This is a genomic window from Geobacillus sp. JS12 (assembly GCF_001592395.1).
In the GTDB taxonomy this organism is placed as follows: Bacteria; Bacillota; Bacilli; order Bacillales; family Anoxybacillaceae; genus Geobacillus; species Geobacillus zalihae.
This window is the reverse complement of the sequence record NZ_CP014749.1, coordinates 2,562,186-2,588,951: the sequence shown is the minus strand read 5'-3', so window position 1 is coordinate 2,588,951 and position 26,766 is coordinate 2,562,186. Positions and strand designations below refer to the sequence as shown.

Below are 26,766 nucleotides of genomic sequence, written 5' to 3'. Positions count from 1 at the left end.
CTGATCAGCATAGGCGCGTGAATGGGGCCGTTTCATGCTGGAGCGGAGGCGGAATCGGCTCATCGATGGGGCGGCGATGAGATGAAGGTGTGGAACGAGCGGAATGACTGGTTTCGGCAAAAAGGAAAAAGGAGGCGCGGCGATGGAAGAATGGGTGCGTGAACAGTATGGCATGCGCGTCGAGAGGTTGGAGCGAAGCGGACGGCATGCGGCCTTTTGGCATCGGCAGGAGCGTTTTTTGCTCGTTCCCGCCGATGGGCAAAGCGAAGCGGAAATGGAAGAGCGCCAGCAAATGAGCCGCTATTTGCGGGCAAAAGGAGTGGACGGCGTCGGAGAACTGGTCAAAACGACGTCCGGAACGTATATCGCTTCCTATAATGGACAGCCGTTGGCGCTCGTTCGCGCTCCGCTTCCGGCGGCTCGCTTTCGTTCGCTCGGAAGGGAATTGGCGGTGATGCATGAATGCGGGAGAACATGTCCATGGCCGATCGTCGCCTGCCGGCGCATCGGCCAATGGCGGGAGCTGTGGGCGAAGCGGATCGATCAAATGGAGGCGTTTTGGTCGAGCAAGCTCGCTTCCGGGCCGTCGTCGCTGTTTGATCGTCTGTTTATCGAATCGTTCCCGTATTATTTAGGCTTGGCGGAAAACGCGGTGCAATACGTGGCGGACACGGAGATTGACGAAGAACCAGGGCGCATCGATTACGCGGCATTTTGCCATGAGCGTCTCCCCGAGGCGAAGTGGGTTGGGGGGGAGAAGCGAAGCTGCCGACCGACTGGGTGTATGACCATTGCGCCCGCGATTTGGCGGAATGGGTGCGCCATTTGTACGAAAAGAGCGGACTTGGCTGTCAGCGGGCGGTGCGGCAGTTTTTTCAAGAGTATGAACATGCGGCGCCGCTGTCGCCGTTTGCGTGGCGGCTTGTTTACGCCAGGTTGTTGTTTCCGCTTTCCTATTTTGAATGTGTCGAGGCATATTATATCGCTGTGGATGAGAGCGAACGGACAAGGCGGGAGGGGGAGTTGCGGCGCTTGCTCGATCGATCGCACGAGTACGAGCGGTTTTTGGCTTCGTTTGCCAAGATCGCCGGCATCTCGAACCGCATCCGCCTGCCGGCGGTCGAGTGGCTGCCGCCGGCGTAACGCAGGGAAGACAGCTTCCCGCTTTTTTTGGCCCAAACGAAAAAACGACCGCTTCCCTGCCGTTAAACCCTAAGGACAACTTCCCGTTTTTTTTCGGCCAAAGTTGTGATAAGATTTAGAAAAAACGATGCGGGAGGCTGCACCATGACGAAGCCGTATGTATTCATTACGCGAAAATTGCCCGAGGACGTGGTCGCGCCGCTTTTGGCCATCGCTGAAGTAGAGATGTGGCCCCATGAAGATATGGCCGTGCCGCGCGATGTGCTCGTGGAAAAGGCGAAACGGGCGACGGCCATCTTGCCGATGGTGTCTGATCCGATCGATGAAGACGTCTTGTCCGCCGGTTCGGCGCTCCGAGTCGTCGCCAATATGGGCGTCGGCTACGATAACATTGATGTAGCGGCGGCGACCCATCGCGGCATTCTCGTTTGCAATACACCCGATGTATTGACCGATACGACGGCCGATTTGACGTTTGCGCTTTTATTGGCCACCGCCCGCCGCCTCGTGGAAGCGGCTGAATTTTTGAAGGAAGGAAAATGGAAAAGCTGGAGCCCGTTTTTGCTTGCGGGCGCCGATGTCCATCATAAAACGATCGGCATCGTCGGCATGGGGAACATCGGCCAGGCGGTGGCGAAACGGGCGAAGGGGTTTGACATGAACATTCTGTATTACAACCGCTCCCGCCGTCCGGAGGCGGAAGAGAAGCTTGGCGCCGTCTACCGCCCGTTTGCCGACTTGCTGGCGGAGAGCGATTTTGTCGTCTGCTTGACGCCGCTCACCTCCGAGACGCGCCATTTGTTCAACCGCGAGGCGTTCCGGCAAATGAAGAAGTCCGCGATTTTCATTAACGCGGCGCGCGGAGCGGTCGTCGATGAACAGGCGCTGTATGAGGCGCTGGTCGGCGGGGAGATCGCCGCGGCGGGATTGGATGTGTTTGAACACGAACCGGTCGCGGCCGATCATCCGCTCGTTTCGCTTCCGAACGTCGTCGCCTTGCCGCATATCGGCAGCGCCACGTACGAAACGCGGCGCGCCATGATGACATTGGCGCGCGACAACATCCTTGCCGTGCTCGAAGGACGGCCGCCGTTGACGCCGGTAAACCGGATCTCGTAAAAATTTTCATTGCCAAATGGCCGATCGTCTTTTATAATGTCTACTATAAAAATACAAATGTCTACTGTACGTAAACAGAAGGGGCGGGAATCATGGAAAAACCAATTTTGGTCGGATTGTTAGGATTAGGAACGGTCGGGAGCGGCGTGGTCAAAATTATTGAAAACCATCAGGAAAAGTTGATGCATCAGGTTGGCTGCCCGGTGAAGGTGAAAAAAATCCTTGTCCGGGATGTACAGAAACCGCGTGATGTCGCCGTTGACCCGTCGCTCCTTACGACGAGTGCGGCTGAGGTGATTGACGATCCGGACATTGATGTCATCATCGAAGTGATGGGCGGCATTGAGGAGACAAAAGAGCTGCTATTGCGGGCGCTGCGCCAAGGGAAGCATGTCGTGACCGCCAATAAAGACTTAATGGCCGTCTACGGGTCGGAGCTGCTTCGGGTGGCGGCGGAATACCGCTGCGATTTGTTTTATGAAGCGAGCGTCGCCGGCGGCATTCCGATTTTGCGCAGCTTGGTCGACGGCTTGGCGTCGGACCGGATTACGAAGCTCATGGGCATTGTGAATGGGACGACGAACTACATTTTGACGAAAATGTCGCAAAACGGCGCTTCCTATGAGGACGTGCTCGCCGAAGCGCAGGCGCTCGGGTTTGCGGAAGCCGATCCGACGTCAGACGTCGAAGGGCTGGATGCGGCGCGGAAAATGGCGATTTTGGCCCGCCTTGGCTTTTCAATGGACATCGACTTGGACGATGTGCAAGTGAAAGGCATCACCCAAGTGACGGAGGAAGACTTGAACTACGGGAAGCGGCTCGGCTACACGATGAAATTGATCGGCATCGCCCAGCGCGACGGGCAGAAGGTCGAGGTGAGCGTCCAGCCGACGTTTTTGCCGGATTCGCATCCGTTGGCGTCCGTACACAACGAATACAATGCGGTGTACGTATACGGCGAAGCGGTCGGAGAGACGATGTTTTACGGGCCGGGGGCCGGGAGCTTGCCGACGGCGACGGCGGTTGTCTCCGACTTGGTCGCGGTGATGAAAAATATGCGCCTTGGCGTCAACGGCCGCTATGCCGTCGCGCCGCAATATGAAAAGCAGTTGAAGACGCCGGCGGAAATTTTCTCGAAATACTTTTTGCGCATTCACGTCAAAGACCAGGTCGGCGCGTTTGCCAAAATTACGACGCTGTTTTCCGAGCGCGGGGTGAGCTTTGAGAAAATTTTGCAATTGCCGCTGAAAGAGGATGGCCTGGCGGAAATCGTCATCGTCACGCATGACGCTTCGCAGCAAGACTACGAAGACATTTTGCAGCAGCTCGGCGATTTGGAAATCGTCGAACGGGTGCAAAGCTCGTATCGAGTGGAAGGAGAGAAACGGTAATGGCATGGAAAGGGCTGCTTGACGCCTACGGCGAGTTTTTGCCGCTCTCTGCGGCGACGCCGAGGCTGTCGCTTTGCGAAGGGAATACGCCGCTCATCCCGCTGCCGCGCTTGTCGGAGGAGCTCGGCATTGCGCTCTATGTCAAGGTCGAAGGGGCGAATCCGACCGGTTCGTTTAAAGACCGCGGCATGGTGATGGCGGTGGCCAAGGCGAAAGAGGAAGGAAGCCATACGATCATCTGCGCCTCAACCGGCAATACATCGGCTTCAGCGGCCGCCTATGCGGCGCGCGCCGGCATGCGCTGCCTCGTCGTCGTTCCGAACGGCAAGATCGCTCTCGGCAAGTTGGCGCAAGCCGCCATGTATGGCGCGGAAATTTTTGCGATTGACGGCAACTTTGACGAGGCGCTGAAGATGGTGCGCCGGTTGAGCGAAACGGCGCCGATTACGCTCGTCAACTCGGTCAATCCGTACCGGATCGAAGGGCAAAAAACGGCGGCGTTTGAAGTGTGCGACCAGCTTGGGCGCGCCCCGGACGTGCTCGCCATTCCAGTCGGCAACGCCGGCAACATCACCGCCTATTGGAAAGGGTTTAAGGAGTACCATGGAGCGAAAGGAACGGGCTTGCCGCAAATGCGCGGCTTTGAAGCGGAAGGAGCGGCGGCGATCGTCCGCAACCGGGTGATTGAACAGCCGGAGACGGTGGCGACCGCGATCCGCATCGGCAATCCGGCGAGCTGGGACAAAGCGGTCGAGGCGGCGAGCGAGTCGCGCGGGAAAATTGATGAGGTGAGCGACGCAGAAATTTTGGCCGCCTACAAGCGGCTCGCCCGGACGGAAGGCATTTTTGCCGAACCGGCGTCATGCGCGGCGATCGCCGGGGTGATCAAGCAGCGCGAACGGAACGAAATCGAACGCGGCAGCCTCGTCGTCGCGGTTCTCACTGGCAACGGATTGAAAGACCCGGCCATCGCCTTGGAGACCGCGGCGATCGAACCGATCGTGCTGCCGAACGATGAACAAGTTGTCTTGGAGCATTTGCAAGGGGTTGTCCGGGCATGAAAGAAGACGAGATGTTGAAGATCGTCGTTCCGGGAAGCACGGCGAACCTAGGTCCAGGATTTGACTCGATTGGGCTCGCGGTCAATCGCTATTTGACGCTTGACGTCCGCTTGGCGGATGCGTGGTCGTTTGCGCCAAAGACAGCGGAAGTGAGCGGTATTCCGCGCGGGACGGACAATTTGGTGTACCAAGTGGCGGCGGAGACGGCGGACGTTTACGGCCGCCGGCTGCCAAGCTGTGCGGTCGATGTGTACAGCGACATTCCGTTTACGCGCGGGCTCGGGAGCAGCGCGGCGGCGGTCGTCGCCGGCATTGAGCTCGCCGACGCGTTGCTTGGGCTTCAGTTGCCGCGCGAGCAAAAGATGGAGTTGGCGACTCGATACGAAGGACATCCGGACAATGTCGGCGCCTCGTTGTACGGGGGCTTGTCATCGGCTGCTGCCGCGAGGCGGGCGTGGATGTCGTCCATATTCCCGAATTGGATGTAGAGCTTGTCGCCATTATTCCCGAGTATGAACTGGAAACGAAAAAAGCGCGCGGGCAGCTGCCGGAACAATGGACGAGAGAGAGGGCGGTCGAGGCGAGCGCCGTCAGCAACGTTCTCGTCGCCGCGTTGCTCACGAAAAACTGGAAGCTTGCCGGCCGGATGATGGCCGCCGATCTGTTCCATCAGCCGTATCGGAGACAGCTCGTTCCGGAACTCGAGCGGGCCGAGGCGCTCGCTCTTGAATACGGAGCGATCGGTGCAGCGCTGAGCGGAGCGGGGCCGACGGTGCTCGTCTTTGCCGAACCGGGCCAAGGAGAGCGGCTCGCGCGCCGGCTGCGCCCGCATTTTCCGACGTGCGACATCGCGCGTCTTTCCGTCGAGCCGCGCGGCAGCTGCGTCTACAAGCTGGCGCTTGAAGCTTGAACCTTCTTGGGCGCCAGCGCGAACAGAAGTTCGTTCAGCGGCCTGGCCGTTTCGCCGCCGCGCTTGGGAGCGGGCGAACGATATGACGGTTTTCCTTGCACAATTGGAAGGAAACGAAAACGGAGAAGCGCCCGATCAGGCGGGTTGTGGCTGCCCATCAAAAGCCTCCCCGTCGGCTCGCCGCCCCGCTGGCGATAAAAAAATCCGAACAGCGGCCGCTGTTCGGATTTTTCATATTAAAACACTTGTTCCACTTCGACGACGCCCGGCACTTCTTCAAACAAGGCGCGCTCAATTCCGGCTTTGAGCGTAATCGTCGAGCTCGGGCAGCTGCCGCACGCGCCGAGGAGGCGAAGTTTCACGACGCCGTCTTCGACATCGACGAGTTCGCAGTCGCCGCCGTCGCGAAGCAGGAACGGACGCAGTTTATCCAACACTTCTTGCACTTGTTCTTTGATTTCTTGATCCGTCATTTCCATCGACTCCTTTCCTTAGTTTTTATTATAATCATGGTGACAAAAAAAATCTAATGATAAATTTTGCTTTTGCAAAGGGTGACAACGATGACATTCAAGCCGGTTGAAATTTGTGTGTACGGGGCTGACGTCATTTGCCCGGCATGCGTGCAGCTGCCGTCGTCGAAAGAAACGTACGAGTGGCTCGAGGCCGCGCTGCGCCGCAAGTATCCGGATCAGCCGTTTGTGATGACGTACGTCGACATTTTTGCGCCGCCGGCCGATGATGAGGAGAAGCGGGAGCTCGCGCAGACGATCGTCGAAGAAGATTGGGTGTACCCGGTGGTGGTGATCGAAGGAAACGTCGTCGCCGAAGGCAACCCGCGGCTCAAGGCGATTTGTGCAGAAATGGAAAAATTTGGGTATCAACCGTCGGCGCCGGAAGGGAAAAAGGCGGAATGAACTCCGCCTTTTTCATCGAATAAGGGTCAGTTGTGCTATCAATACCCATGGTGATGCTTGTACATCCACAAAATGCCTGATTTCAACAAACGCGGCACCCGGCCGGTGAGCGGGCGGTCGGCGAGCAAGCCGAAGCCGTGCTTTTTGCCGAGCGAGCCGAGAATGCCTTTTAATTTGATCGGCGGGAATTCGCTCGGTGGTTCTTCTCCGTTCCACCGCTTTTGCAGCACTTGGACGATTTGCTCGGCTTGCGCTTCAGCGAGCTGGGCGCTCGGGGAATGCGGCAGGCTCGCACAGTCGCCGACGACGTAGGCGTTTTCATAGCCGGGAATGTGATGGCGCTTCGTCAGCACGACGCGGCCTTGCTTGTCCTTTTCGACATTCAGTTCGCGGACGACGCGGTTGGGCTGAATGCCGGCCGTCCAGACGATGACGTCGCACTTGACCGGTTCGTCGTGGTTGTACAAGACGCCAGGTTCGACTTTCGTGACGTTGGAGTTGCGGACGATTTCCACCTTGTGTTCCACGAACCATCCTTCCACATAATCGCTCAACCGTTTCGGAAACATCGGCAAAATGCGCTCACCGCGGTCAAACAGCTTAATGTGCAAGTCCGGACGGCTCTCCGCCAGTTCGCTGGCCAGTTCGACGCCGCTCAATCCCGCGCCGACGATGCCGACCGTCGCTTTCGGCGGCAAATTGTTCAGCGCTTCATAGGCGGCGCGCGCCTTATCGATCGACTGGATGCTGTACGTATGCGCCTCGGCGCCCGGCACCCCGTGGTATTTGTCTTCGCAGCCCAATCCGATCACGACATCATCGTAGCGGACGCTGCTCCCATCCTTTAAATGGACGAGCTGCTGGTCGAGATCAATCGAGACGACTTCGCCGAATTGGTACACAAGCTGCGGATGTTCCGGAAACGGGACGCGGATGTGATGGTCGCTGACCGTTCCCGCGGCCAAGGCGTAATATTCCGTTTTTAAACAATGGTACGGAACGCGGTCGATGAGGATAATATGAATGTCGTTTGGCAATTCGTCCGGGAGGAGGCGCTGCAAAATGCGCATATTGCCGTATCCTCCGCCAAGCAATACAAGTTGTCTCATCGTGAAAAATCCCCTTTTGACGAGTTTCGAAAGCCGGCAATGCCATAGAAAAGTATAACGAATTTGTGACAAAAGAACAATCATTTTTCCGCTTCCTCGATCGAACGAGCATGTCCATTGACGCCGCGCCGGAAAACCGCTACGATGGGAAGAGGAAGGTGAACCGCATATGATGTTGCCCATCATCGAATTTTGCATCAGCAACTTAGCCAGCGGGTCGTACAAAGCAATGGAAATGTTGGAAAGGGATCCGAACTTGGACATCATGGAATACAGTTGCTTAAGCTATTGCACACGCTGCGCGGAAACGCTGTTTGCGCTCGTCAACGGCGAGTTTGTCAGCGGCGAAACGCCCGAGCAGCTCGTGGAAAATATTTATCGGCATCTCGAGGAAAACCCAATGTTTTAACGAAAAAAGGAGGATGTCCGCGATGCGGCATCCTCTTCAATGTATAATGAAAAAACGGGGATATTCCCATTGTGCCCAGGATATGCCGCCATTATACATGCGAAGCGCAAAAAATGTTCAGGAGGGAGTCATGTGCGTTCTTTTTCGTTTACGAAAATGCACGGATTGGGTAATAGTTACATATACGTCGACTTGTTCCGCGAAACATTGCCCGAGGAGGAGCTGCCGGCGATCGCCCGCAGCGTCGCCGATGTCCACACAGGTATCGGCTCCGATGGCTTGATTCTCATTTGTCCATCGGAGAAAGCGCCACTCAAAATGCGCATTTTTAACAGCGACGGCTCGGAAGGGAAAAACTGCGGCAACGGCTTGCGCTGCGTGGCGAAATACGCGTACGAGCACGGCATCGTCCGCGACCGCACCTTTTTGATTGAAACGCTCTCCGGGCTTGTCGAAGCCCGTGTTGCAGTAGCAGATGGCGAAGTGACAAGCGTGACGGTCGATATGGGCGAGCCGCGCCTTGAGCGCAGCGCCATTCCGATGGTTGGACCAAAAGCGGAACGAGTCGTCGCCGAGCCGTTTGCCATCGCTGGGGCGAATATGAAATGACGGCGGTGTCCATGGGCAACCCGCATGTGATCTTTTACGTCGACGACATCCGCCGTGCGCCGGTGACGACGCTTGGCCCGCTCGTCGAAAAAGATCCGCGCTTTCCGGAAGGGGTGAACGTCGAGTTTGTCGAAGTGGTGAACGAGCGCGAGCTTCATTTCCGCGTCTGGGAGCGCGGCTCCGGCGTGACGCAGGCGTGCGGGACCGGAGCGTGCGCGGCGGTCGTCGCTTCGGTGTTAAACGGCAAAACAGTGCGCGGGGAGGAAACGGTCGTCCATTTGGCCGGCGGCGATTTAACGATCGTATGGGGGCACGACGGGCGCGTGCGCATGACCGGTCCGGCGGAGACCGTGTGCACCGGCGTTTATTACTACCGAGGCGGGCGGAACGGTTGAGCACCGAAAGGCGAAGACGGTATACTATAAGGGAAGAGGGAGCCATTCAAGACGATTCGCCCTATCCGAGTCGTCGGGCGAATCGGTCGAAAAACGGCCAAGCTGTTTGGCCAGTGTCAACCGTTAAAGGAGGGATCATGGATGGCAGAGGCAGTTATTACGCTGACAGAAGCGGCAGCGTTTCAAATCAAAGATATGATGAAAGAGCAGGGAGAAGAGGGCGCGTACTTGCGCGTCGGCGTCCATGGCGGCGGCTGCAGCGGGTTGTCGTACGGCATGGGGTTTGACCATGAGCGGCGTGAGGATGACATCGAATTTGAGCAACACGGCATCAAAATTTTGGTGGACCGCGACAGCGCGCCGATTTTGCGCGGAACGGTCATCGACTATAAACAGTCGCTGCTTGGCGGTGGGTTTACGATCAACAATCCGAATGCCATTGCGACATGCGGCTGCGGCTCCTCGTTCCGCACAGCGACCAATGCCGGCACGCCGGAGCAATGCTAAGCGGACGGACAGGTTGACCTCCATCCGCCCGGCAGAGGCAAACGGCCTGCCTTGCCATGATCGTCGGGCTCCTTGAGAAGGCCGGTTGAAAACGCGGGCGTGCACCGATTGGCGAAATGTTGGAAGGGTGGTCTTTCCCTCACGAAATTGGGGAAAACGGCCGCGCTCCAACATCGGCCTTTTCGGGAGCGCCAAAGGAGGAGAAACGATGAAAGGACAAATCAATGTCATCTTGGCGCTTGTCTTGGCGCTCTTTGTGGCGCTGCTGGCGGTGGCGAATGTCGAGCAGGTGACGATCCATTATTTAGTCGGCGAAACCCGCTTGCCGCTCATTATCGTCATTTTAGGTTCAGCCGCCCTTGGCGGCCTTGTCGTCGGCATGCTCGGATGGGTGCGTTTGTTCAGCCTGCGCCGGCAGGTGAAGTTGCTTGAGAGAGAGCGGGAGGAATGGACGAAAAACAAGGCTGGGAATCATGATGACGAGTCGGTTTCGCTGGAGCGAGAGGGATGAGGCACGAGCAAGGCGCCCCCAACAAAGAGGGGGCGCCTTTTGCTTGAAAAACGGGTGTGGACGGGGCGGGCTATACGAATGGCTCCAATCAGTCGGGATGCGGCGTTAAGGCGAAATGCCGAGCGCCCCCTTCGCTTCCGCTTGTTTTCCCGACGGAGCGCCATTAAAACAGCGATGTCGAGTGCGCCGGCTGCATCCGCGCCGTCGGATCGATGAACGTTTTCGCGCTGCTGATGGCGATCGGCGCTTCGCCAAAGCCGCAGGCGATCAGCTTGATTTTTCCGTCGTACGTGCAAATGTCGCCCGCCGCATACACGCCGGGGATGTTCGTTTCCATCCGCGAGTTGACTTTGATCGCATTTTTTTCGATGTCAAGCCCCCAGTTTTTGATCGGGCCAAGCGAAGAAATAAAGCCGTAGTTGACAATGACGGCGTCGACATCGACCGTTTCTTTCGTTCCTTCTTTCACATGCTCGAGGATGACTTGGCGGATGGCGTGTTCATCGCCGACGAGTTCAACGGGCACAAACGGCGTTTTCACTTGCACGCTGGACTTCTTGAGCTGCTCGACGCTATGTTCATGGGCGCGGAACTTGTCGCGGCGGTGCACAATCGTGACGCTTTGGGCGATCGGTTCGAGCATGAGCGACCAGTCAACAGCCGAGTCGCCGCCGCCGCAGACGAGCACGCGCTTTCCGGAAAACTGCTCCAAGTCGTTGATGAAGTAATGCAAGTTTTTTCCTTCATAGCGGGAAGCGCTTTCGATTTCGAGCCGACGCGGCTGAAAGGCGCCGTTTCCGGCGGTGATAATGACCGTTTTCGAATAATGGATTTGTTGATTGGTGACGAGTTTAAACGTTCCGTCCTCCTGCTTTTCGAGCGTGTCGACCGACTCGTTTAGGCAGACGGTCGGCGAAAATAGGTCCATCTGCTCTTTCAGCTGGTTGACAAGCTCTTGGGCGCGCACTTTCGGAAATCCGGCGACATCATATATGTATTTTTCCGGATATAACGCGGCCAGCTGCCCTCCAAGCTGCGGAAGGCTTTCGATAATTTTGACTTTCATTTGCCGCAAGCCGCCGTAAAACGCGGCAAACATCCCGGTCGGCCCGCCGCCGATGATCGTGACGTCATACATCGTGCGATCTTCTTTCATCAACATCCCTCCCTGCATGAAATGGATGGCTGCACAACTCTATCTTACCATAAATCGACGCTGTCCAAACGAAAGAAATTTTTTAGGACAAAACGGCGAAAAAAGTCTTGAAATGGGAAAGAAAAAGGACTAATATGATGAGTGGAGAAATTGTTAACGTTTTGTGACAGTCTCCCGACATTTTTTTGGCAAGGAACGTGAAGTATTTCACAAATTTTGCTCAATAAAAACGGGGGCCGCAGCAAAAGCTATAAGAAACGTGTGGAAAAAAATTAAAAAGGGTGGAAGTGATTCAGGTGAGAAAGCCAAACGTTGTCATTTTAGGCGCTGGCTATGGCGGGTTGATGACGACCGTTCGCCTGCAAAAGCTCATCGGCGTGAACGAAGCGAACATTACGCTCGTCAACAAGCACGATTACCATTATGAGACGACATGGCTTCATGAGGCGTCGGCTGGGACGCTGCATCATGACCGTGTCCGCTATCCGATCCGCGATGTCATCGACCGGAACAAAGTGAAATTCATCCAAGATACGGTGACGAAAATCATTCCAAATGAAAAGAAAGTGCTGCTTGAAAACGGCGAGCTGACGTACGATTATCTCGTCATTGCCCTTGGGTTTGAATCAGAAACGTTCGGCATCAAAGGGTTGAAGGAATACGCATTTTCGATCGCCAATGTCGACGCCGCGCGGCAAATCCGCGAACATATCGAATACCAGTTTGCGACGTACAACGCGGAAGAGGAAAAGAAAGAGGAGCGATTGACGATCGTCGTCGGCGGGGCGGGATTTACCGGCATTGAATTTTTAGGCGAGCTCGCCAACCGGATGCCGGAGCTGTGCCGCGAGTATGACATCGACCCGCACAAAGTGCGCATCATTTGCGTGGAGGCGGCGCCCACGGCGCTGCCGGGCTTCGATCCGGAGCTCGTCGAGTACGCGGTCAGCCAGCTTGAGCGCAAAGGAGTCGAGTTTCGAATCGGCACGGCGATTAAGGAATGCACGCCGGATGGCATCATTGTCGCCAAAGGTGATGATGTCGAGGAAATTAAAGCCGGCACAGTCATTTGGGCGGCCGGCGTGCGCGGCAGCCGTGTCATCGAGGAATCTGGATTTGAAGCGGCGCGGGCGCGCATTAAAGTGGACCCGTACTTGCGTGTCCCGGGGCATGAAGACATTTTCGTCGTCGGCGACTGTTCGCTCGTGATTGATGAAGAAACGAACCGCCCGTATCCGCCGACGGCGCAAATCGCCATGCAAGAAGGCCAGCTGTGTGCGAAAAACTTGGCGGTGCTCATCCGTGGACGAGGGGAGCTGGAGCCGTTTAAGCCGGATATTAAAGGGACGGTTTGCTCGCTTGGCCATGATGATGCCATCGGCGTCGTGTTCGGCAAAAAGCTGTGGGGCGCCAAAGCGAGCTTCATGAAAAAAGTGATTGACAACCGCGCCCTGTATTTGATCGGCGGTTCGTCGCTTGTGATGAAAAAAGGCAAATTTAAATTTTTCTAATCGATCCAAAAAGCTCCCGTGATGGCGGGAGCTTTTTGCATGGCAACGAAACAGGGATCCGCCGCTCGATTGTCGAAATACAAACAGTGCATAAAGATAGGGAGAAAAGGATGAGGACGATGGACAACAAACGAGGAAACGTTTGGATTGCGGCGGCCGGACTGGTCATAAACGAGAGCGGGGAATGGCTCGTTGTCAAGAAAAAATACAGCGGGCTAAAAGGCAAATGGTCGCTGCCGGCCGGGTTCGTCCAGCCGGGGGAAATGCTCGATGAGGCGGCGGTTCGGGAAGTGAAGGAAGAAACGGGGATCGACGCCGAACCGGTCGCGCTTCTTGGCTTGCGCACCGGCGTCATCGCTGGGGAGATCAGCGACAATATGGCGATTTTTCTGTTGCGCCCGCTCTCGCGCGACATCGTCGTGCAGACGGATGAGCTGTATGCCGCCGCGTTTTTAAGCAAAACGGCGCTTCAGAATGATCCGAACACATCAGGCTTGCTTCGCTATTTGTTGGCGCTCGAGCCGCTTGATTCCCTTTCGCTGCATGATGGACTCAATCCCGGCGATCCGTTCGGCTACACGAAATACCGCCTTTACTTCGAATCATCGAAATTGAAAGAATAGTCAAGAAAATAAAAGCGATCGAAAGATGTATCCGCTTACACGGACGAAAATGGGGGAGAATCGCCGTTTGTTTTTACAGAAAATTTTGATATATTAACAAAAAAGAAACGGAGGGGAACATCGATGACAAAAACATGGACCATAAACGACTGCCCGTACTGCGAGGGGCATGGATACGTTCAGCTGCTTTTGGGCGGATCGGAAACGTGCTACAGTTGCCAAGGAACGGGAAGCGATGGCGAAGAGGATGACGACCATTGACGTTCGTCTGAGGATATGAAACATCGTTTGGAAACAATCAGGCGATCATGAAGAAGAGAATGAACATTGACGGTCATCCGCCCGATCCAGTACACTGAAAACGGGTGTACGGGAGGTGAAGGGCGGATGCAAATGAGTTTGCCAGTCGTATTGATTTCGATGGTATTGTTTTTCGTTTTGTTTTTTGGCATTGGTTTTTTGTTGAACATGATTTTGCGCATGACGTGGATTTTGGCGGTCTGCTTTCCGTTGATTGCGGTTTTCATTATTGATGATGTGCCGTTGACGCGCTATTTCACCGCGCCGTCCGAGGCGTTCGCCGCGCTCGGCCGGAAAATCACTTCGCTGGCGGCGGCGGATCTGTTGATTTTGTCAAGCGGCTTTGCCGGCGCTCTTTGCGCCGGATGGGCGATCCGCACGCTGCGGGCGAAAGGGTATCAAATGTTTTAAAGAGTCTCTGCCCTGCAGAGGCGTTTTTTTTTTGGCTTTTCGTCGGAAGCGGCGCTTGATTTTTTCAGAACATGCCCTCTTGCAGGGAAAATTCAGCAATGACTTCGGCATCCTTGCTCCGGAAACGATATCGCTTGTCCAGTATATGTTGCGGTGAGGACTCTTTTTGGCGGACAGGCTGATGATGGCGTTTGTGCGGAGCGGATGTGTCGGGCAATAGCCGTTGCCGAGGATGCTTGCGCCAAAGCCGTTCACCGACGTGATGAAGCTGGCGGCTTGTTCGTTTTTTGCCGTCTTCGCAATGAATATTTCGATTTTGGATGGAGATAAATAGAGGTGTGAGAGGAGTTGAGAGCATTGAATGGGTTTAGGCAGTTCGTGCGCCGAACCGCGATGACGCTGCTGTTTTTGGCGGCGCTCTTGGCGACATTCGAGTCCGTTTCCGGGGTTGACGCGAAGACGGTCCTCCATCCCTTTCCGAGCGCTTTATCGATGGATCATCAGCCCATTTGGGGAATGAAAGAGCTCGCGAAAAACGGGGGCCGCTCCGTTTTGCGGCTTGAGGATCATTTTGACTGGTCAAAATATCCATCCGTTGAAGTGGTCGCCACCGGCTATACAGCCGGCATTGAATCGACCGGGAAAACGCCCGATCACCCTGAGTATGGCATCACCTACTCCGGCGTCCGCGTCAAGCGCGACCTGTATTCGACGATTGCTGCCGATTTATCGATCTTTCCGATCGGCACGATTTTGTTCATCCCTGGATACGGATTCGGCGTCGTCGCCGACAAAGGCGGGGCGATCAAAGGCCATCGTCTTGATTTATATTACGAAACCGTGGAAGATGTCTATAAATATTGGGGAAAAAGGAAAGTGCAAGTGTACATTATCCAAAAAGGGGACGGCACGCTGTCGGAAGAGGAGTTGAAGCGGCTGAACGAAGATGAAACGATGCAAGTGTTCCGGCAGCAATATTTGGAATCGAAAAGTTAAAGGAGGGCTCCCGCCCGTCAGCCGCCAAGGAGCGGATCGCTGTCGTCGGCGGGAGGAAACAGCGCCGGATGCAAAAGCGGCGCCAATTTTTTTAATCCGACCAAGAGGCGCGGAGACGGGCGGCAATAGAGCGATTCTTCTAAAATGTGGATGTTCCCGGTGCGGACCGCCTCGGCCTGTTGGGCATTCGGGCGCGCCGTGACGGCTTTCGGGCTCATTTTTTTTGTCTGCACGCCGACCCAAACGAGCAAGATGTGCGACGGGTTGCGGGCGAGAACGTCGTCCCATTCCGTTTGAACGCTCGCTTGCGGGATGTCGGAGAAAATGTTGCGCCCGCCGGCGAGCTCACTTAGTTCGCTCAGCCAGTTGGCGCCGCCCGGTGTGAAGATCGGCCGCGGCCACCATTCCCAATAAAGGCGGGACGGTTCAGCCGATGCGGCTCGCTCGCGGTATTCAGCGAGAAACTCGCGATAGCGGCGGACGAGTTCGGCCGCTTTTTTCGTTTCGCCAAGCGCCTCGCCAAGCCGAAGAAGGTCGTTGGCAATGTCATCGAGCGAATTTGGCGCCAAGACGAGATGCGGGAGCCCGCGCCGTTTGAGCTCCTCGACGTTGCGCTCCATGCCGGGCACGCTTAAGGAGGCGACGACGAGATCCGGTTTGAGCGTCTCGACTTGATCCATATCAATGCGCAGATCCGGCCCGACTTTCGGCAGCTGCTTCACCTCAGGCGGCCAGTCGGACGAATCGTCGACGGCGGCGACATCGCCAAGGCGGCCGAGATAGGCGAGCAGTTCGGTGTTGCTTGGACAAAGGGAAACGATTCTCATCAGCGTCGGTCCTTTCTACATCATCGTGATGATTACGGATTCGCCTTGCCTTGCGTGATTTCCTGTCCGTTTCGGCTGATTTTTTTGGGTGAACGCAAAGAGAGAAATTTAGATAGTCGAAAGAATCGTTTTGCTTCGCTATAATGAATGTGGGAATGAATCAACACGGAAAGGGATGAGACGATGTTTACCGTAAAACCGTTGCCGTCGGCAGAGGAACGGGATGAAGCGCTTGTCATCGGTTTGTTTGAAGGAGCGAATTCATGGAGCGGCCTTGCCGGCGAATACGATGCCCGTCTTGGCGGACGGCTGTCGGAACTGCAGAAAGAAGGCGATATTTCCGCGAAGCGGGGGCGCATCGCCACCGTTCATCCATTTTTGCCGATGGGGGCGAAGCGGCTGTATTTCGTCGGTCTCGGCAAAAAAGAAGAGTTGACGTTTGCGCGCTTGCGCGAAGCGTTCGGCAAGCTGTTTCGCGCGTTGAAGCAGGCGAAGCGGACGAAAGCGGCGGTCGCGCTGGACACGTTTACGACCGAGGTCGTCGATGGAAACGAAGCGGCGCACGCCTTGGCGGAAGCCTATCATTTGGCGACGTATGAATTCCCTGGGTATAAGCAGAAAAAGTCAGAACCGGACTACCAGTTCGAATCGCTCATCGTCTACACGGCGGCCGAAGCGGTGGAAATTGAAGCGAGCTTGTTTGTCGGCTCGGTATACGGGAAGGCGACGAATTCGGCGCGCACGCTTGTCAATACGCCGGGGAATTTGCTGACGGCGTCGGATTTGGCTGATTATGCCGTGAAGCTCGCTGACCGGTACGATTTTGATTATGAAGTTTTGGAGAAAGAAGACATGGAGCGGCTCGGCATGGGAGCGCTTTTGGCCGTCAATCAAGGCTCGAAACAGCCGCCCAAACTGATCGTCTTAAAATACCAAGGAAAAGACGAGTGGGAAGACGTGATCGCCCTCGTCGGCAAAGGGGTGACGTTCGATACGGGCGGCTATTGTTTGAAGCCGCGCGATGGCATGGTCGACATGAAAACCGATATGGCCGGCGCGGCGGCGGTGCTCGGGGCGATGGAAGCAATCGGCGAACTGCGGCCGGAACAAAACGTGCTCGCCGTCATTCCGGCGACCGATAATATGATCAGCGGCGGGGCGTTCAAGCCGGATGATGTCATTACCTCCTTGTCGGGAAAAACGATTGAAGTGAAAAACACGGATGCGGAAGGACGGCTCATTTTGGCCGATGCGGTGACCTATGCGAAACAGCACGGCGCCAGCTATATCATCGATGTCGCCACGTTGACGGGCGGGGTGATCGTCGCCCTGGGCACGGACAAAACGGGCGCGATGACGAACAATGAAGCGCTGTTTGAGCAATTGCTTGAAGCGTCGATGGAAACCGGAGAGTTCATTTGGCGGCTGCCCATTACAGAAAACGACCGCGAGCGGGTGCGAAGCAGCAAAATCGCCGACTTGAACAATTCTCCGGGGCGGGAAGGGCACGCCATTATGGGCGGGGCGTTCATCGGCGAGTTTGCCGAAGACACCCCGTGGGTGCATTTGGACATTGCCGGAACGGCGACTGCAAAGAAAGACGGCGACCTCGGTCCGGCTGGGGCGACAGGCGTAATGGTGCGCACGCTCATCGCGTTTGTCGAGCGGTTTGAATAAAACGAACGCCGGCAGGCCGATCGACAGGCGCTGCCTTGGTGCAGAGGCGCCAAGTGTGAGGGCGGGGTATGCCGGCAGCGAACGAGCCGAAGCGGACGTGCATAGCTTCGGCTTTTGTTTGGCATGCTACATAGTGCATTCGCCAGAAAAGCGAACAAAATGTAAATGTGGTGTAAATTTCGTGTAAAGTTTTTTGTTGTCGTATTGTAAATGGTGTGTAAATTGTTACAATAAGTAGCGGTGATTTTGATTTCGCAAATGGAGGGTGTAAAATATGATTTTTTCACCGAAAAAAGACGTTTTCTTCGACATGTTGTTTACGATTTCGGAAAATGTGAAGGAAGCGGCGCAATATTTTGTTGAGTATCAAATTCGAAATGTCAGCGACTTAAAAGAGTTCGCCCGCGTCATGAAAGAGTACGAACGGAAAGGCGATTCGTTCATTCATGAGCTTGTCGTTCAGTTAAACAAAACGTTCATCACGCCGATCGAGCGGGAAGACATCCACCAGTTGGCGATGAAAATGGATGATGTGCTTGACGGGTTTGAGCAATGTTCGGCGCGGTTTGAAATGTTTTCGTTCACGGACATCGATGAACATATGGTGAAGTTTTTTGACTATATTTATCAAAGCACGATTGAAATTGTTCACGCCCTCGAACTGCTTGCGAACAAAAAATTGCTCGATATGCGCCAACATGCCATTAAAATCAAGGACTATGAAACGAAGTGCGACGAAATTTTGCGCGCGTCGATTAAAAACTTGTTTGTGACGCAAAAAGACCCGATTAAACTCATTCAATACAAAGAGCTTTACGAAATGCTCGAAGAGATTGCCGACAGTTGTGAAGATGTCGCCAATACGTTAGAGACGATTATCATGCGCAACGCATAAAAAGGGGACGCTGTGTTTATGGATACGATCCTGATTTTAACGATCTGCATCGTCATTTTCGCATTGGCGTTTGACTTTATCAACGGCTTCCATGATACGGCCAACGCCATTGCCACATCGGTGTCAACAAGGGCGCTCACGCCGCGTCAAGCCATTATTTTGGCTGCGACGATGAACTTTATCGGCGCGCTCACCTTTACCGGCGTCGCGAAAACGATTACGAAAGACATTGTCGATCCATTCACCCTTGAGAACGGTTCTCTCGTCATTTTGGCAGCGCTGGCCGCCGCCATTGCATGGAACTTGATTACTTGGTACTACGGAATCCCGAGCAGTTCGTCGCATGCACTCATCGGTTCGGTCGCTGGGGCAGCCATTTCCGCCGCTGGCTGGGATGTAATCCACTACCAAGGTTTTCTTAAAATTTTGGAATCATTGATTATTTCTCCATTTTTGGCGATGGGTGTTGGGTTTGTCATTATGAGTTTGTTTCGTTTCTTATTTAAAGACGCCAATTTAACAAGAACAACCAAAGGGTTTCGTCTATTTCAAGTTGTAACGGCTGCATTGCAGGCGTATACGCATGGAACGAATGACGCCCAAAAAACGATGGGCATCATTACGATGGCGCTGATCGCTGCCGAAATGCACCACTCAGATGTCGTGCCGGAATGGGTGCGCATTTCTGCCGCCTTAGCCATGGGATTGGGGACGGCTGTCGGCGGATGGAAGATCATCAAAACGGTCGGTGGAAAAATTATGAAAATCCGCCCTGTCAATGGGGCGGCAGCGGACTTATCCTCGGCGCTCGTCATTTTTTCCGCCACGTTGTTGCATTTGCCAGTCAGTACGACGCACGTCATTTCCTCGGCCATCATGGGGGTCGGCGCCGCCCAACGGGTGAAAGGCGTCAAATGGGGCGTCGCCCGCCGCATTGTCATGACGTGGATCATCACGTTGCCAATCTCCGCACTCATTGCCGGATTTGTATACCAAATTCTCCGGCTGTTTTTCTAATGCCAAAAGGGTGTCCCAAAAAATTCAGGACACCCTTTCTCATTGCCGTATGCCGCAAGCTTCAGAAACGTTCTCGTTTTGGCTGGCCCCTTTCGGTCAGGCCGCCGGACGGTCCGCGGCGGAAGAGCGTCCGATCGCCCGGCAAAGGCGCGGGGCGATCACGCCGGCTGCGATCGACAACAAAATGTCTTTTGGCAGCGGGGCGAGCATCCAGCCCCACACCATGCCGTACGAAAGCCCTTCCGGCGCCTCTGCCCATAGTTTGTACGCCATGTACATCCAGTTCGTGCCGATGACATAGTTGATGACCATGCCGACCAAGGCGGCGGTGATGAAACGGACCTTGGACGCCGGCTGCGGGCCGCGGTTGATAATCCATCCGGTCGCATAAGCGGCAACGATAAAAGAAAGAATGAAGCCAAATGTCGGCTGGAAAATCATCGATAGTCCGCCGCTGAATTTGGCAAACACCGGCACGCCGGCAAGTCCGACGAGCATGTACACAATCATGGCCACCGCACCGAGCCGCCGCCCGAGCACCGCTCCGGCCAAGACGCAGAAAAACGTCTGCAGTGTAATCGGAACACCGCCGACGACCAAAAACGGCGCCCACGACGTAATGTTCGCCCCGATCGCCATCAAGGCGACGAACATGGCGGCGAGCGTCATGTCAATCGGTCGAAGGGAACTCCGTCGTTCCATATGTAAACCCCTTTTTTTGTTTCGTTAACAAAATCGTACCGAACAACCGCTAGGCTGTCAATCCTCTTTTTTCGGCGGATGATCAAGCGGCTAGGGGAATGATAAGAAAAATGGCTCCTCGAGCGCTTCATGCGGACAACGCGGCGAGGAGCGTGAAAGGAGGTCTTGTCCATGGATCGGTTCGTGCCGGATGAGGAGCTGAAGCGGGCGAGCAAAATCGGGGCGAACGAAGACATCATCCACACAAGCAAACACGGCGACGGCTACGATTTGCGCACCCCAGCCGAAATCGGGAGGCGGCAGCCCATGGATGAAAACGGCAATGCGTGAAAGAAGGGGCGCGGATGGATGGGAAAGAAAAACGTCTTGGACCGCTCCGCGCCTCGAAAAAGCCGGGGGATCGAGCGAAAAAAGATGGCCGCCTCCCAATCGTGTTCCCTTAGAGTGGTCTTGTCGTTCTGATAAAATGCTGCCGGCTCGGATGCCGTGCTCGTTTTTCAATGGGTTTTTCGGCATGAAAAGAATAGAAGAAAATGAATTTATTGATTTTTATGAATAAATACCTATTTTTGATATGGTGATAAAGTTCCTTTTTTTAATTTCCAGTAAAATTATAATTGTAAATATGTAGGTTCATCACCAAAAGATGCACTTGACTTTTAAAGACAAACATGATAGCAATGTTGCTCAAAGAGATGTGTGGTATAAAAAGGAAAAATGCTGTTTTGATTTTCTCTATCATAATCGTCTTTCTTTGTCAAGTACACTTTGTGGTGAAGAGCCAATATGTAGTTGGTTTACCATAACGTGTACTTGGTAAGGAACTGAGGTAGCGTCAAAAGTTCTATGAAAAACCCACACAGACCATAAAATAATTAATAATTACCTGGAAGGCCGGTGAAAAACACCCATTTCCCCTGAACCGATGATTCTTGAGTGGCGAGAAGAGGAACATTTATAAGGTTTCTCAACTTGAGAAGTGGCATGATTGAACCGCATTTTCTGTTAAATCACCAGCCTTCTGGAGGATTTACTCTTTTCAGAATAAATAAAGGGTGAACTCAATTTGTTAGAGATCGTTTTGATTGTATTGTTTTTGATCGGTTTGTTCGTTTTCGTGGTTTACTATGTTCTTTTTGCAACCAAAGATGTGACATACTCCCACCACCTACGCTTCGCTTAGAGGTGGGGGCTTCTCGGGTAATCCCATCTCATGATGGGAAGTTGACCGAGCGATCCCCGTGTGCCCCACGGTTCGAGGACAAATTAGACGATCGCCAATCGTTTCATGCCCTCATGTTTGATATTGATGGCCGCATTGACGTCCCTGTCGCTCTCGAATCCACATTCACAGCGGAATGTCCGTTCAGAAAGCGATAGAGACTCCTTGACTCGACCGCAGCACGAACACGTTTTGGACGAGGGGAACCATTTGTCGATTTTGATCAGCTTCTTCCCCTGTTCGGCCAGCTTGTACTGAAGGAAAGTGGTGAACATGCCCCAGCCGTTGTCATGAACGCCTTGACCGAAATGGAGGGCTTGTGACATCCCTTTCATGTTGAGGTCTTCGATGACCACGCAATCATACCGTTTCGCTAATTTGTGCGACTCCTTATGCAGAAAGTCCTTGCGCTGGTTGGCAATTTTCTCATGCAGCTTCGCTACTTTCAGACGCTGTTTGTGCCAACGATTCGAGCCTTTCTTTTTACGAGACCATTTACGCTGTTCTTTCGCTAATGTTTCCAATGCTTTGCGATAGAATCGAGGATAATTGGCTCTCTTACCCTCGCTATCGACATACAGCGTACTCATGGAAAAGTCAAGCCCAACCACCGTTTGTACTGCTTTTGGGGCAGGTTGATGTTCGTACTCTGTGAGGATAGAAATATAGTATTTTCCTGTTTTGGTTTTCGTGATCGTACAAGCCTTGATGATATGGTGGGCAGGAATCTCCCGGTGTTGCTTGAGCTTGATCCATTTCAGTTTGGGCAGCTTGATATAGCCATCTGAAAGCTTGATGTTGCCATTCACCACATTTGTGGTGTACGACTGTTTCGCCTTGCGGTTTTTGAACTTGGGAAATCCAGCGCGGCCGGAAAAGAAGTGTTGAAACGCTTTCTGCAAATTCAATTGGGCGTTTGCCAGCGCAAGGCTGTCCACTTCTTTTAGCCAAGGAAATTCCTTTTTGTACTTGGCAGGGGTCGGAAATGTTTGCTGTTTCAAGGATTCTTGATCGTCCTTGAACTTTTCAAACATTTGTATGCGCTCTTCAAGCATTTTGTTGTAAACGAAACGGACACAGCCGAAGGTTTTGGCGAGCCGTTGTTCTTGTTCTTTTGTTGGGTACAGACGGAACTGATAGGCTTTGTTTGCCATATCGACACCACATCACTTCATACCTTGATTTTCTATATACCCGTGGTGCTAGATAAAATCAGACAAGCATAAAAAATAGCCCTTGCATGAGGAACTCCTTAAAATGAAAGTGCAACCAAACATCAAAAGGAGAGGTTCCCATGCAAGAGCACTTTCATTTTACAACAGATCGTGTCAAACTTCAAAAACAATATGCATCGATTTTGCTTTTTGTATCGGCTCAACTATCGAGTATCCAGATTCCTCTTCAACGTCGAAATCGTCATTTGTTGAAACAGAAAGACGAAGTCATCATCACCATCCATGTCCTTGGAAAGTTGTTGGGCTTCACTTCCGAACGGGCTTGGCATCGGTTTGTGATTGGGAATTTGTTTCCCAAGGACTTATTCCCTGAGCGTTCTCGGTACAACCGTCGCTGCCGAGCGCTTAGCTTTGCGATCAAGTGGATTCGGCACCAGCTAGCCAAGCGTGGGCAACACCATGCGTATGCAGTCGTGGACAGCTTGCCGATCGAGCTGTGTCATTCAGCTCGAATGCATCGCGTCAAACGATTCCGTGGAATTGCCGATATTGGCTATTGTGCTTCCAAAAGGGTCACTTTCTATGGGTGGAAACTTCACCTGCAGGTCACCGACCAAGGGCTTCCGATGGGATATGTTGTCACCGAAGCGTCTTGTCACGACCGGGTGGCCGCTGAAACCGTCATGACGCAAATTCCACATCCGTATAACCTCGGTGACAAAGGGTATATCAGCCAAAAGCTGCAAAAGAAGCTGTACGAAGAGCACCGAGTCGCTTTTTGGACGCCCGTTCGAAAAAATCAGCGAATTCGCCAATCGGACGCATGGAAACAGTGGATGAAGCGAAAACGTAAAGTGGTGGAAACCGTGTTTTCGATTTTAGTCGATTCGTATCGGATCACCGAGATTCGAGCGAACTCGGTTTCTGGATTTGAAACGGCACTGGATGGTATTTTACTGGCTTACTCGCTTGTTGTTCTTGGGCTAGTTGAGCGTTAAGACTCAACTAGCACCACGGGTTCTATATATTTTTTTATTACTTCAATGGGCGCACCACCCGTTGTAAGCAGGCAAAAGCTTCTTGACCAAAAATATTCTTTCCACAGTTTTCTTTTCACTTGCGGAAAATGCTTTTTGATCAGTCGAGAACTTGCACTTTTATAGGCATTGATGAACTTGGATCATTCACGATTTGGATGTGCTTTGAACAAAATATGCACATGGTCCATATCGTGATTCCATTCGACCAAGGAAATATTGTAATTTTTACCCAATCTCACAAACATATCTTTTGCATAGTCAGATATGGTATCATCAATCACTGGTCTGCGATATTTTACAACCAGCACAAGATGATAATACAATAGGAACACTGAATGGTTATTATTGTCTAATTTCATTGATACAACAGCCTTTCATTTTTCTAAAACTGATTATATCATAACACACAAAAAAGAGACAATTTTAGGCTATACCTAACCGAAATTCATCTCCCACTTTCACTTCGTTTAGAAGTGGGAGACTTCTTTCGGAAAGATGTTAAAAAGAGTGACACAACAAAATGAGGAAATCATGAAATTGTTAAATGAGATTAAAAACCATATTCAAACGAAAAAGTAGCGATTATGCAAAAGGTTCAAGTCATCCTGCCTAACCGAAGGCGAATAAAATGGATGTGGCGGATTCGGCCGACAGAACGACAATTCGTCTGTTTGTTCCGTTCTATAAGGAGAATATAGAGAAAGCCTGTATGTTGGATGCATTCTGATGAAGGAGAACCGGTTTCCATGAATCGAAAAAAATGTTTGTCTTGTTTGTTGCCATGCTGATGGTCATGTTCTTTTTCGTCTACATGTTTGAAGAACAAGTGTTGCGCTCTTTAGACTACAAGGCGGTCAAGATGACGATGGTTGATTTCGTTGATCACGATCATTGTCGGGGATATCATCTATCGACGCACGTAATCGGATGCGCAATGTGAACGAAAGGGGACGCCGGGCGTTGGTGCCCGGCAAGTTTGTTTAGGCGCCAGACGGCGATGGGACGATCGCTGTCTTTTTTTCTTTCACGAAGGTCGGCGGCGAGAACCGTTTTGGTGTGAAAGGAGCTTCTGGCCCAGCAAGGCGCCAACGACAACACCGCTTCCAGCGCTGTGCATCGTCTGGAAGCGGCGCTGTCGCGCCGGATGCGACCGTCGTGAACAGATGTTGGCAGCCGCCAAAGCGGCGAATGCGAAGAGAGAAGGCTGCTTGACGGCCGTTTTTTCCTTTTCGCCCGCCGCCGCGATGGCGAAGGCTATCCGTGAAAAGGCGAAAACACGTTCCAGCGCAAGCCGATGGCAAGCTGGCAGCACGGGAACGAACCGGGCGGCGGCGACAACGTCAGGCGGATGCCGTCGGGATTGAAATACACATCGGTTTTCGAGCGGATGCCGAGCGAGCGGATGAGGCGTTTCACTTCCTCCGTTTTTCCTTCTTGGGCGGCCGACATGACCGAGGCCGCGAACGAACGGGACTCGGCCAGTTTTTTCAAAACGGTGGCAGCATCGTTCATCAGCGTCTGCGCCGTAGTGGCGGACTGGGAAAAGAGCGCCGGGTCGATCGGAGGGTACGGGCCGGCCGGCATCCGCGGGAACGGGGTGAACATGGCTGCTTGCGCCTCCTTTCCGAAAATGGAATCCGATATTACGATATGTGCAAACAGCCAAAAAGGAGCGAAGCCAAGCGGCGATTTCGCTCCTTCTTTATGCATTGCGCAGCTGTTCAATTGTTTGAGTTTGTTGTTCCTCGTACACATTTCGCTCCTTCTTTATGCATTGCGCAGGCGGGACGCTACAAATAGCGCAGCCATAAATAGGCATGCGACAAAAGCAAGGCGATGAGCGTGAGCGGCGCGCCGATTTTCAAAAAATCAACGTACGTAAAGCCATGTCCTTCGCGCGAAGCGATGCCGGCGACAATGACGTTCGCCGAGGCGCCGATGAGCGTCCCGTTCCCGCCGAGGCAGGCGCCGAGCGACAAGGCCCACCACAGCACGTCAATTTGCGGAGCGTCAGGAGACAGCCCCATGCCGACCGCCATATCTTGAATGAGCGGGATCATCGTGGCGACAAACGGAATGTTGTCGATCGTCGCCGAAGCGATGCCGGACAACCAAAGGATGAAATAGGCGGCTGTGGAAATATCGCCTCCGGTGATCTCAAGCGTTTTTTCCGCCAATGATTTGATCAGGCCGATGTCAACAAGCCCGCCGACCAAGACGAACAGTCCAGCGAAAAAGAAAATCGTGCCCCATTCGATCGAATGGAAGACATCCTCGATTTCGTGCTCCGGCACGGCGATGAGCATGAGCGCGACCGCCCCGGTCATGGCGATGACGGCCGCATCGACATGAATGACGGAATGAAGAATAAAGCCAAGGATGGTCAGCCCGAGCACGGCGACCGATTTGCGCATCAGTTTGGCGTCTTGAATGTAGTCGGCATCGCGAAGCTCCATCAGCTTTTGGATCAACGTTGGATCGGTTTTCAGTTGCTTTCGGTAAATGAACGCAAGCAGCGCGACCGTGATGATGGCGATCACGACGACGATCGGCGTCAAGTTGAACAAAAAGGCATTGAAGTCGAGATGCTTGTTCGCCGAGCCGATCATAATGTTTGGCGGGTCGCCGATCAATGTTGCCGTGCCGCCGATGTTCGACAACAGCACTTCGGAGATTAAGTACGGCACCGGGTTCACTTGAAGTATGCGCGTAATGGAGAACGTCACCGGCACGACAAGCAGCACGGTGGTCACGTTGTCCAAAAACGCCGACAGCAGTCCGGTCAACAGTGAAAGCATGATTAAAATGCGGACCGGGCGGCCTTTTGCGAGCTTGGCCGCTTTAATGGCCATATATTGAAAAAAACCGGATTTGCTTGTGATGCCGACTAAAATCATCATTCCGATCAGCAACGTGATCGTTCCCCATTCAATATGGTGGGAGAACGCTTTCTCGGTGTCGACGATGCCGAAGATGACCATCAGCGCCGCTCCGAGCAGGGCGATGACCGCCCGGTGAATTTTTTCCGAGATGATCATAGCGTATGTAATCAAGAAAACAGCAATGGCGAAATAATACTGAACGTTTGACACATGTGCAGCAGTATGATCCATTTGTACTCCTCCCTTTCCAG

General features: G+C 53.5%; 27 protein-coding genes and 4 pseudogenes. 22 read left to right on the top strand and 9 right to left on the bottom strand.

Translation table 11 applies throughout. The features are described from left to right. Positions 1-21: 21 nt before the first annotated feature. From A0V43_RS19840 to thrB, 6 genes and pseudogenes are all read left to right on the top strand, one after another. A complete protein-coding gene (locus A0V43_RS19840) occupies positions 22-162 on the top strand; it encodes a hypothetical protein (RefSeq protein WP_020753748.1) in 141 nt (46 codons plus the stop codon). After that, positions 143-1,143 (top strand): annotated as a pseudogene (yutH, locus tag A0V43_RS12730) (spore coat putative kinase YutH). Before A0V43_RS19840 ends, yutH begins: the two are co-directional and overlap by 20 nt. A gap of 144 nt (positions 1,144-1,287) precedes the next feature. Further along, positions 1,288-2,262, top strand: a complete 975-nt coding sequence (locus A0V43_RS12725; protein WP_063193236.1) for a 2-hydroxyacid dehydrogenase — start codon at positions 1,288-1,290, stop codon at positions 2,260-2,262. A 92-nt stretch (positions 2,263-2,354) separates the two neighbouring features. Beyond that, complete coding sequence (locus A0V43_RS12720; RefSeq protein ID WP_011232434.1) at positions 2,355-3,653, top strand: homoserine dehydrogenase; 1,299 nt, start codon at positions 2,355-2,357, stop codon at positions 3,651-3,653. Then, entirely contained in the window at positions 3,653-4,714 is a 1,062-nt protein-coding gene (gene thrC, locus A0V43_RS12715; RefSeq protein ID WP_053413984.1) for a threonine synthase, read from the top strand. The genes A0V43_RS12720 and thrC overlap by 1 nt, the downstream gene beginning before the upstream one ends. Then, positions 4,711-5,624 (top strand): annotated as a pseudogene (gene thrB / locus A0V43_RS12710) (homoserine kinase). The gene thrC and the pseudogene thrB overlap by 4 nt, the downstream one beginning before the upstream one ends. 236 nt (positions 5,625-5,860) lie before the next feature. On the opposite strand, the gene A0V43_RS12700 reads toward thrB, so the two are convergent. Further along, the gene (locus A0V43_RS12700; protein WP_011232431.1) at positions 5,861-6,103 is read right to left on the bottom strand and encodes a NifU family protein; all 243 of its coding nucleotides are present in this window, start codon (positions 6,101-6,103) and stop codon (positions 5,861-5,863) included. Between the two features lie 84 nt (positions 6,104-6,187). Between A0V43_RS12700 and A0V43_RS12695 the strand changes: the two genes are divergently transcribed. Next, positions 6,188-6,541, top strand: coding sequence for a YuzD family protein (locus A0V43_RS12695; protein WP_015375727.1), 354 nt, complete (start codon positions 6,188-6,190; stop codon positions 6,539-6,541). 38 nt (positions 6,542-6,579) lie between these two features. Here A0V43_RS12695 and A0V43_RS12690 read toward each other — a convergent pair whose 3' ends face one another. After that, positions 6,580-7,650, bottom strand: coding sequence for an NAD(P)/FAD-dependent oxidoreductase (locus tag A0V43_RS12690; protein WP_011232429.1), 1,071 nt, complete (start codon positions 7,648-7,650; stop codon positions 6,580-6,582). A 169-nt stretch (positions 7,651-7,819) separates the two neighbouring features. Here A0V43_RS12690 and A0V43_RS12685 point away from each other — a divergent pair, with 169 nt between their 5' ends. From A0V43_RS12685 to A0V43_RS12670, 4 genes and pseudogenes are all read left to right on the top strand, one after another. Further along, complete coding sequence (locus A0V43_RS12685) at positions 7,820-8,059, top strand: YuzB family protein (RefSeq protein ID WP_063193234.1); 240 nt, start codon at positions 7,820-7,822, stop codon at positions 8,057-8,059. Between the two features lie 132 nt (positions 8,060-8,191). Then, positions 8,192-9,063 (top strand): annotated as a pseudogene (gene dapF / locus A0V43_RS12680) (diaminopimelate epimerase). 141 nt (positions 9,064-9,204) lie between these two features. After that, a complete protein-coding gene (locus tag A0V43_RS12675) occupies positions 9,205-9,570 on the top strand; it encodes a HesB/IscA family protein (RefSeq protein WP_060788229.1) in 366 nt (121 codons plus the stop codon). Between the two features lie 208 nt (positions 9,571-9,778). Continuing rightward, entirely contained in the window at positions 9,779-10,081 is a 303-nt protein-coding gene (locus tag A0V43_RS12670) for a LapA family protein (RefSeq protein WP_063193233.1), read from the top strand. 163 nt (positions 10,082-10,244) lie between these two features. On the opposite strand, the gene A0V43_RS12665 is transcribed toward A0V43_RS12670, so the two are convergent. Continuing rightward, positions 10,245-11,243: an NAD(P)/FAD-dependent oxidoreductase gene (locus A0V43_RS12665; RefSeq protein ID WP_206501566.1), complete on the bottom strand. Its 999-nt coding sequence runs from the start codon at positions 11,241-11,243 to the stop codon at positions 10,245-10,247. A 281-nt stretch (positions 11,244-11,524) separates the two neighbouring features. Between A0V43_RS12665 and A0V43_RS12660 the strand changes: the two genes are divergently transcribed. From A0V43_RS12660 to A0V43_RS12645, 5 genes are all read left to right on the top strand, one after another. After that, the gene (locus tag A0V43_RS12660; RefSeq protein ID WP_063193231.1) at positions 11,525-12,748 is read left to right on the top strand and encodes an NAD(P)/FAD-dependent oxidoreductase; all 1,224 of its coding nucleotides are present in this window, start codon (positions 11,525-11,527) and stop codon (positions 12,746-12,748) included. A gap of 119 nt (positions 12,749-12,867) precedes the next feature. After that, positions 12,868-13,371 carry an NUDIX domain-containing protein gene (locus A0V43_RS12655; RefSeq protein ID WP_053915003.1) on the top strand — a complete coding sequence of 168 codons (504 nt, stop codon included), beginning with the start codon at positions 12,868-12,870 and terminating at the stop codon, positions 13,369-13,371. 123 nt (positions 13,372-13,494) lie between these two features. Next, complete coding sequence (locus tag A0V43_RS19835) at positions 13,495-13,632, top strand: YuiA family protein (protein ID WP_013144343.1); 138 nt, start codon at positions 13,495-13,497, stop codon at positions 13,630-13,632. A 126-nt stretch (positions 13,633-13,758) separates the two neighbouring features. Further along, positions 13,759-14,082 carry a YuiB family protein gene (locus A0V43_RS12650; protein WP_063193230.1) on the top strand — a complete coding sequence of 108 codons (324 nt, stop codon included), beginning with the start codon at positions 13,759-13,761 and terminating at the stop codon, positions 14,080-14,082. Positions 14,083-14,439: 357 nt separating this feature from the next. Continuing rightward, positions 14,440-15,078 carry a 3D domain-containing protein gene (locus A0V43_RS12645; protein WP_013524522.1) on the top strand — a complete coding sequence of 213 codons (639 nt, stop codon included), beginning with the start codon at positions 14,440-14,442 and terminating at the stop codon, positions 15,076-15,078. Positions 15,079-15,095: 17 nt separating this feature from the next. Here A0V43_RS12645 and A0V43_RS12640 read toward each other — a convergent pair whose 3' ends face one another. Further along, entirely contained in the window at positions 15,096-15,905 is an 810-nt protein-coding gene (locus A0V43_RS12640; RefSeq protein ID WP_063193229.1) for a cobalamin-binding protein, read from the bottom strand. A gap of 183 nt (positions 15,906-16,088) precedes the next feature. On the opposite strand from A0V43_RS12640, the gene A0V43_RS12635 reads away from it, so the two are divergent. From A0V43_RS12635 to A0V43_RS12625, 3 genes are all read left to right on the top strand, one after another. After that, on the top strand, positions 16,089-17,582 hold the full coding sequence (locus tag A0V43_RS12635; protein WP_063193228.1) for a leucyl aminopeptidase: 1,494 nt from the start codon (positions 16,089-16,091) through the stop codon (positions 17,580-17,582). Positions 17,583-17,856: 274 nt separating this feature from the next. Beyond that, a complete protein-coding gene (locus A0V43_RS12630; RefSeq protein ID WP_063193227.1) occupies positions 17,857-18,477 on the top strand; it encodes a DUF47 domain-containing protein in 621 nt (206 codons plus the stop codon). Positions 18,478-18,495: 18 nt separating this feature from the next. After that, entirely contained in the window at positions 18,496-19,494 is a 999-nt protein-coding gene (locus tag A0V43_RS12625) for an inorganic phosphate transporter (RefSeq protein WP_063193226.1), read from the top strand. A 96-nt stretch (positions 19,495-19,590) separates the two neighbouring features. Here the strand turns inward: A0V43_RS12625 and A0V43_RS12620 are convergent, their stop codons facing one another. Further along, a complete protein-coding gene (locus A0V43_RS12620; RefSeq protein ID WP_063193225.1) occupies positions 19,591-20,196 on the bottom strand; it encodes a biotin transporter BioY in 606 nt (201 codons plus the stop codon). Positions 20,197-20,367: 171 nt separating this feature from the next. Here A0V43_RS12620 and A0V43_RS19830 point away from each other — a divergent pair, with 171 nt between their 5' ends. Together A0V43_RS19830 and A0V43_RS19825 are read left to right on the top strand one after the other, a co-directional pair. Further along, the gene (locus A0V43_RS19830) at positions 20,368-20,526 is read left to right on the top strand and encodes a hypothetical protein (protein ID WP_164834621.1); all 159 of its coding nucleotides are present in this window, start codon (positions 20,368-20,370) and stop codon (positions 20,524-20,526) included. Then, the gene (locus tag A0V43_RS19825) at positions 20,507-20,755 is read left to right on the top strand and encodes a hypothetical protein (protein WP_164834620.1); all 249 of its coding nucleotides are present in this window, start codon (positions 20,507-20,509) and stop codon (positions 20,753-20,755) included. Before A0V43_RS19830 ends, A0V43_RS19825 begins: the two co-directional genes overlap by 20 nt. A 707-nt stretch (positions 20,756-21,462) precedes the next feature. On the opposite strand, the gene A0V43_RS12615 is transcribed toward A0V43_RS19825, so the two are convergent. Then, positions 21,463-22,572 carry an RNA-guided endonuclease InsQ/TnpB family protein gene (locus A0V43_RS12615; protein WP_063193224.1) on the bottom strand — a complete coding sequence of 370 codons (1,110 nt, stop codon included), beginning with the start codon at positions 22,570-22,572 and terminating at the stop codon, positions 21,463-21,465. A 140-nt stretch (positions 22,573-22,712) separates the two neighbouring features. Here A0V43_RS12615 and A0V43_RS12610 point away from each other — a divergent pair, with 140 nt between their 5' ends. Further along, entirely contained in the window at positions 22,713-23,591 is an 879-nt protein-coding gene (locus A0V43_RS12610) for an IS982 family transposase (protein WP_063193223.1), read from the top strand. Here A0V43_RS12610 and tnpA read toward each other — a convergent pair. From tnpA to A0V43_RS12600, 3 genes and pseudogenes are all read right to left on the bottom strand, one after another. After that, positions 23,588-23,992, bottom strand: a pseudogene (tnpA, locus tag A0V43_RS19190) (IS200/IS605 family transposase). The gene A0V43_RS12610 and the pseudogene tnpA sit on opposite strands and share 4 nt — an antisense overlap. Positions 23,993-24,887: 895 nt before the next feature. Then, positions 24,888-25,238 (bottom strand): YuzC family spore coat inner layer protein, encoded by a 351-nt coding sequence (locus A0V43_RS12605; protein WP_063193867.1) that lies wholly within the window; start codon positions 25,236-25,238, stop codon positions 24,888-24,890. Between the two features lie 185 nt (positions 25,239-25,423). Next, positions 25,424-26,746: an ArsB/NhaD family transporter gene (locus A0V43_RS12600; RefSeq protein WP_063193222.1), complete on the bottom strand. Its 1,323-nt coding sequence runs from the start codon at positions 26,744-26,746 to the stop codon at positions 25,424-25,426. Positions 26,747-26,766: the final 20 nt, after the last annotated feature.

Coding starts and splice junctions, on each gene's coding strand:
- A0V43_RS12695 (WP_015375727.1), top strand. CDS start 6,188: ATGACATTCAAGCCGGTTGAAATTTGTGTGTACGGGGCTGACGTCATT.
- A0V43_RS12690 (WP_011232429.1), bottom strand. CDS start 7,650: ATGAGACAACTTGTATTGCTTGGCGGAGGATACGGCAATATGCGCATT.
- A0V43_RS12625 (WP_063193226.1), top strand. CDS start 18,496: ATGGATACGATCCTGATTTTAACGATCTGCATCGTCATTTTCGCATTG.
- A0V43_RS12675 (WP_060788229.1), top strand. CDS start 9,205: ATGGCAGAGGCAGTTATTACGCTGACAGAAGCGGCAGCGTTTCAAATC.
- A0V43_RS12685 (WP_063193234.1), top strand. CDS start 7,820: ATGATGTTGCCCATCATCGAATTTTGCATCAGCAACTTAGCCAGCGGG.
- A0V43_RS12605 (WP_063193867.1), bottom strand. CDS start 25,238: ATGTTCACCCCGTTCCCGCGGATGCCGGCCGGCCCGTACCCTCCGATC.
- A0V43_RS12650 (WP_063193230.1), top strand. CDS start 13,759: ATGCAAATGAGTTTGCCAGTCGTATTGATTTCGATGGTATTGTTTTTC.
- A0V43_RS12610 (WP_063193223.1), top strand. CDS start 22,713: ATGCAAGAGCACTTTCATTTTACAACAGATCGTGTCAAACTTCAAAAA.
- A0V43_RS19840 (WP_020753748.1), top strand. CDS start 22: ATGGGGCCGTTTCATGCTGGAGCGGAGGCGGAATCGGCTCATCGATGG.
- A0V43_RS12725 (WP_063193236.1), top strand. CDS start 1,288: ATGACGAAGCCGTATGTATTCATTACGCGAAAATTGCCCGAGGACGTG.
- A0V43_RS12670 (WP_063193233.1), top strand. CDS start 9,779: ATGAAAGGACAAATCAATGTCATCTTGGCGCTTGTCTTGGCGCTCTTT.
- A0V43_RS12665 (WP_206501566.1), bottom strand. CDS start 11,243: ATGTTGATGAAAGAAGATCGCACGATGTATGACGTCACGATCATCGGC.
- A0V43_RS19825 (WP_164834620.1), top strand. CDS start 20,507: ATGAAAACGGCAATGCGTGAAAGAAGGGGCGCGGATGGATGGGAAAGA.
- A0V43_RS12655 (WP_053915003.1), top strand. CDS start 12,868: ATGGACAACAAACGAGGAAACGTTTGGATTGCGGCGGCCGGACTGGTC.
- A0V43_RS12700 (WP_011232431.1), bottom strand. CDS start 6,103: ATGGAAATGACGGATCAAGAAATCAAAGAACAAGTGCAAGAAGTGTTG.
- A0V43_RS12600 (WP_063193222.1), bottom strand. CDS start 26,746: ATGGATCATACTGCTGCACATGTGTCAAACGTTCAGTATTATTTCGCC.
- A0V43_RS19835 (WP_013144343.1), top strand. CDS start 13,495: ATGACAAAAACATGGACCATAAACGACTGCCCGTACTGCGAGGGGCAT.
- A0V43_RS12720 (WP_011232434.1), top strand. CDS start 2,355: ATGGAAAAACCAATTTTGGTCGGATTGTTAGGATTAGGAACGGTCGGG.
- A0V43_RS12630 (WP_063193227.1), top strand. CDS start 17,857: ATGATTTTTTCACCGAAAAAAGACGTTTTCTTCGACATGTTGTTTACG.
- A0V43_RS12620 (WP_063193225.1), bottom strand. CDS start 20,196: ATGGAACGACGGAGTTCCCTTCGACCGATTGACATGACGCTCGCCGCC.
- A0V43_RS12615 (WP_063193224.1), bottom strand. CDS start 22,572: ATGGCAAACAAAGCCTATCAGTTCCGTCTGTACCCAACAAAAGAACAA.
- A0V43_RS19830 (WP_164834621.1), top strand. CDS start 20,368: ATGGATCGGTTCGTGCCGGATGAGGAGCTGAAGCGGGCGAGCAAAATC.
- A0V43_RS12640 (WP_063193229.1), bottom strand. CDS start 15,905: ATGAGAATCGTTTCCCTTTGTCCAAGCAACACCGAACTGCTCGCCTAT.
- A0V43_RS12635 (WP_063193228.1), top strand. CDS start 16,089: ATGTTTACCGTAAAACCGTTGCCGTCGGCAGAGGAACGGGATGAAGCG.
- thrC (WP_053413984.1), top strand. CDS start 3,653: ATGGCATGGAAAGGGCTGCTTGACGCCTACGGCGAGTTTTTGCCGCTC.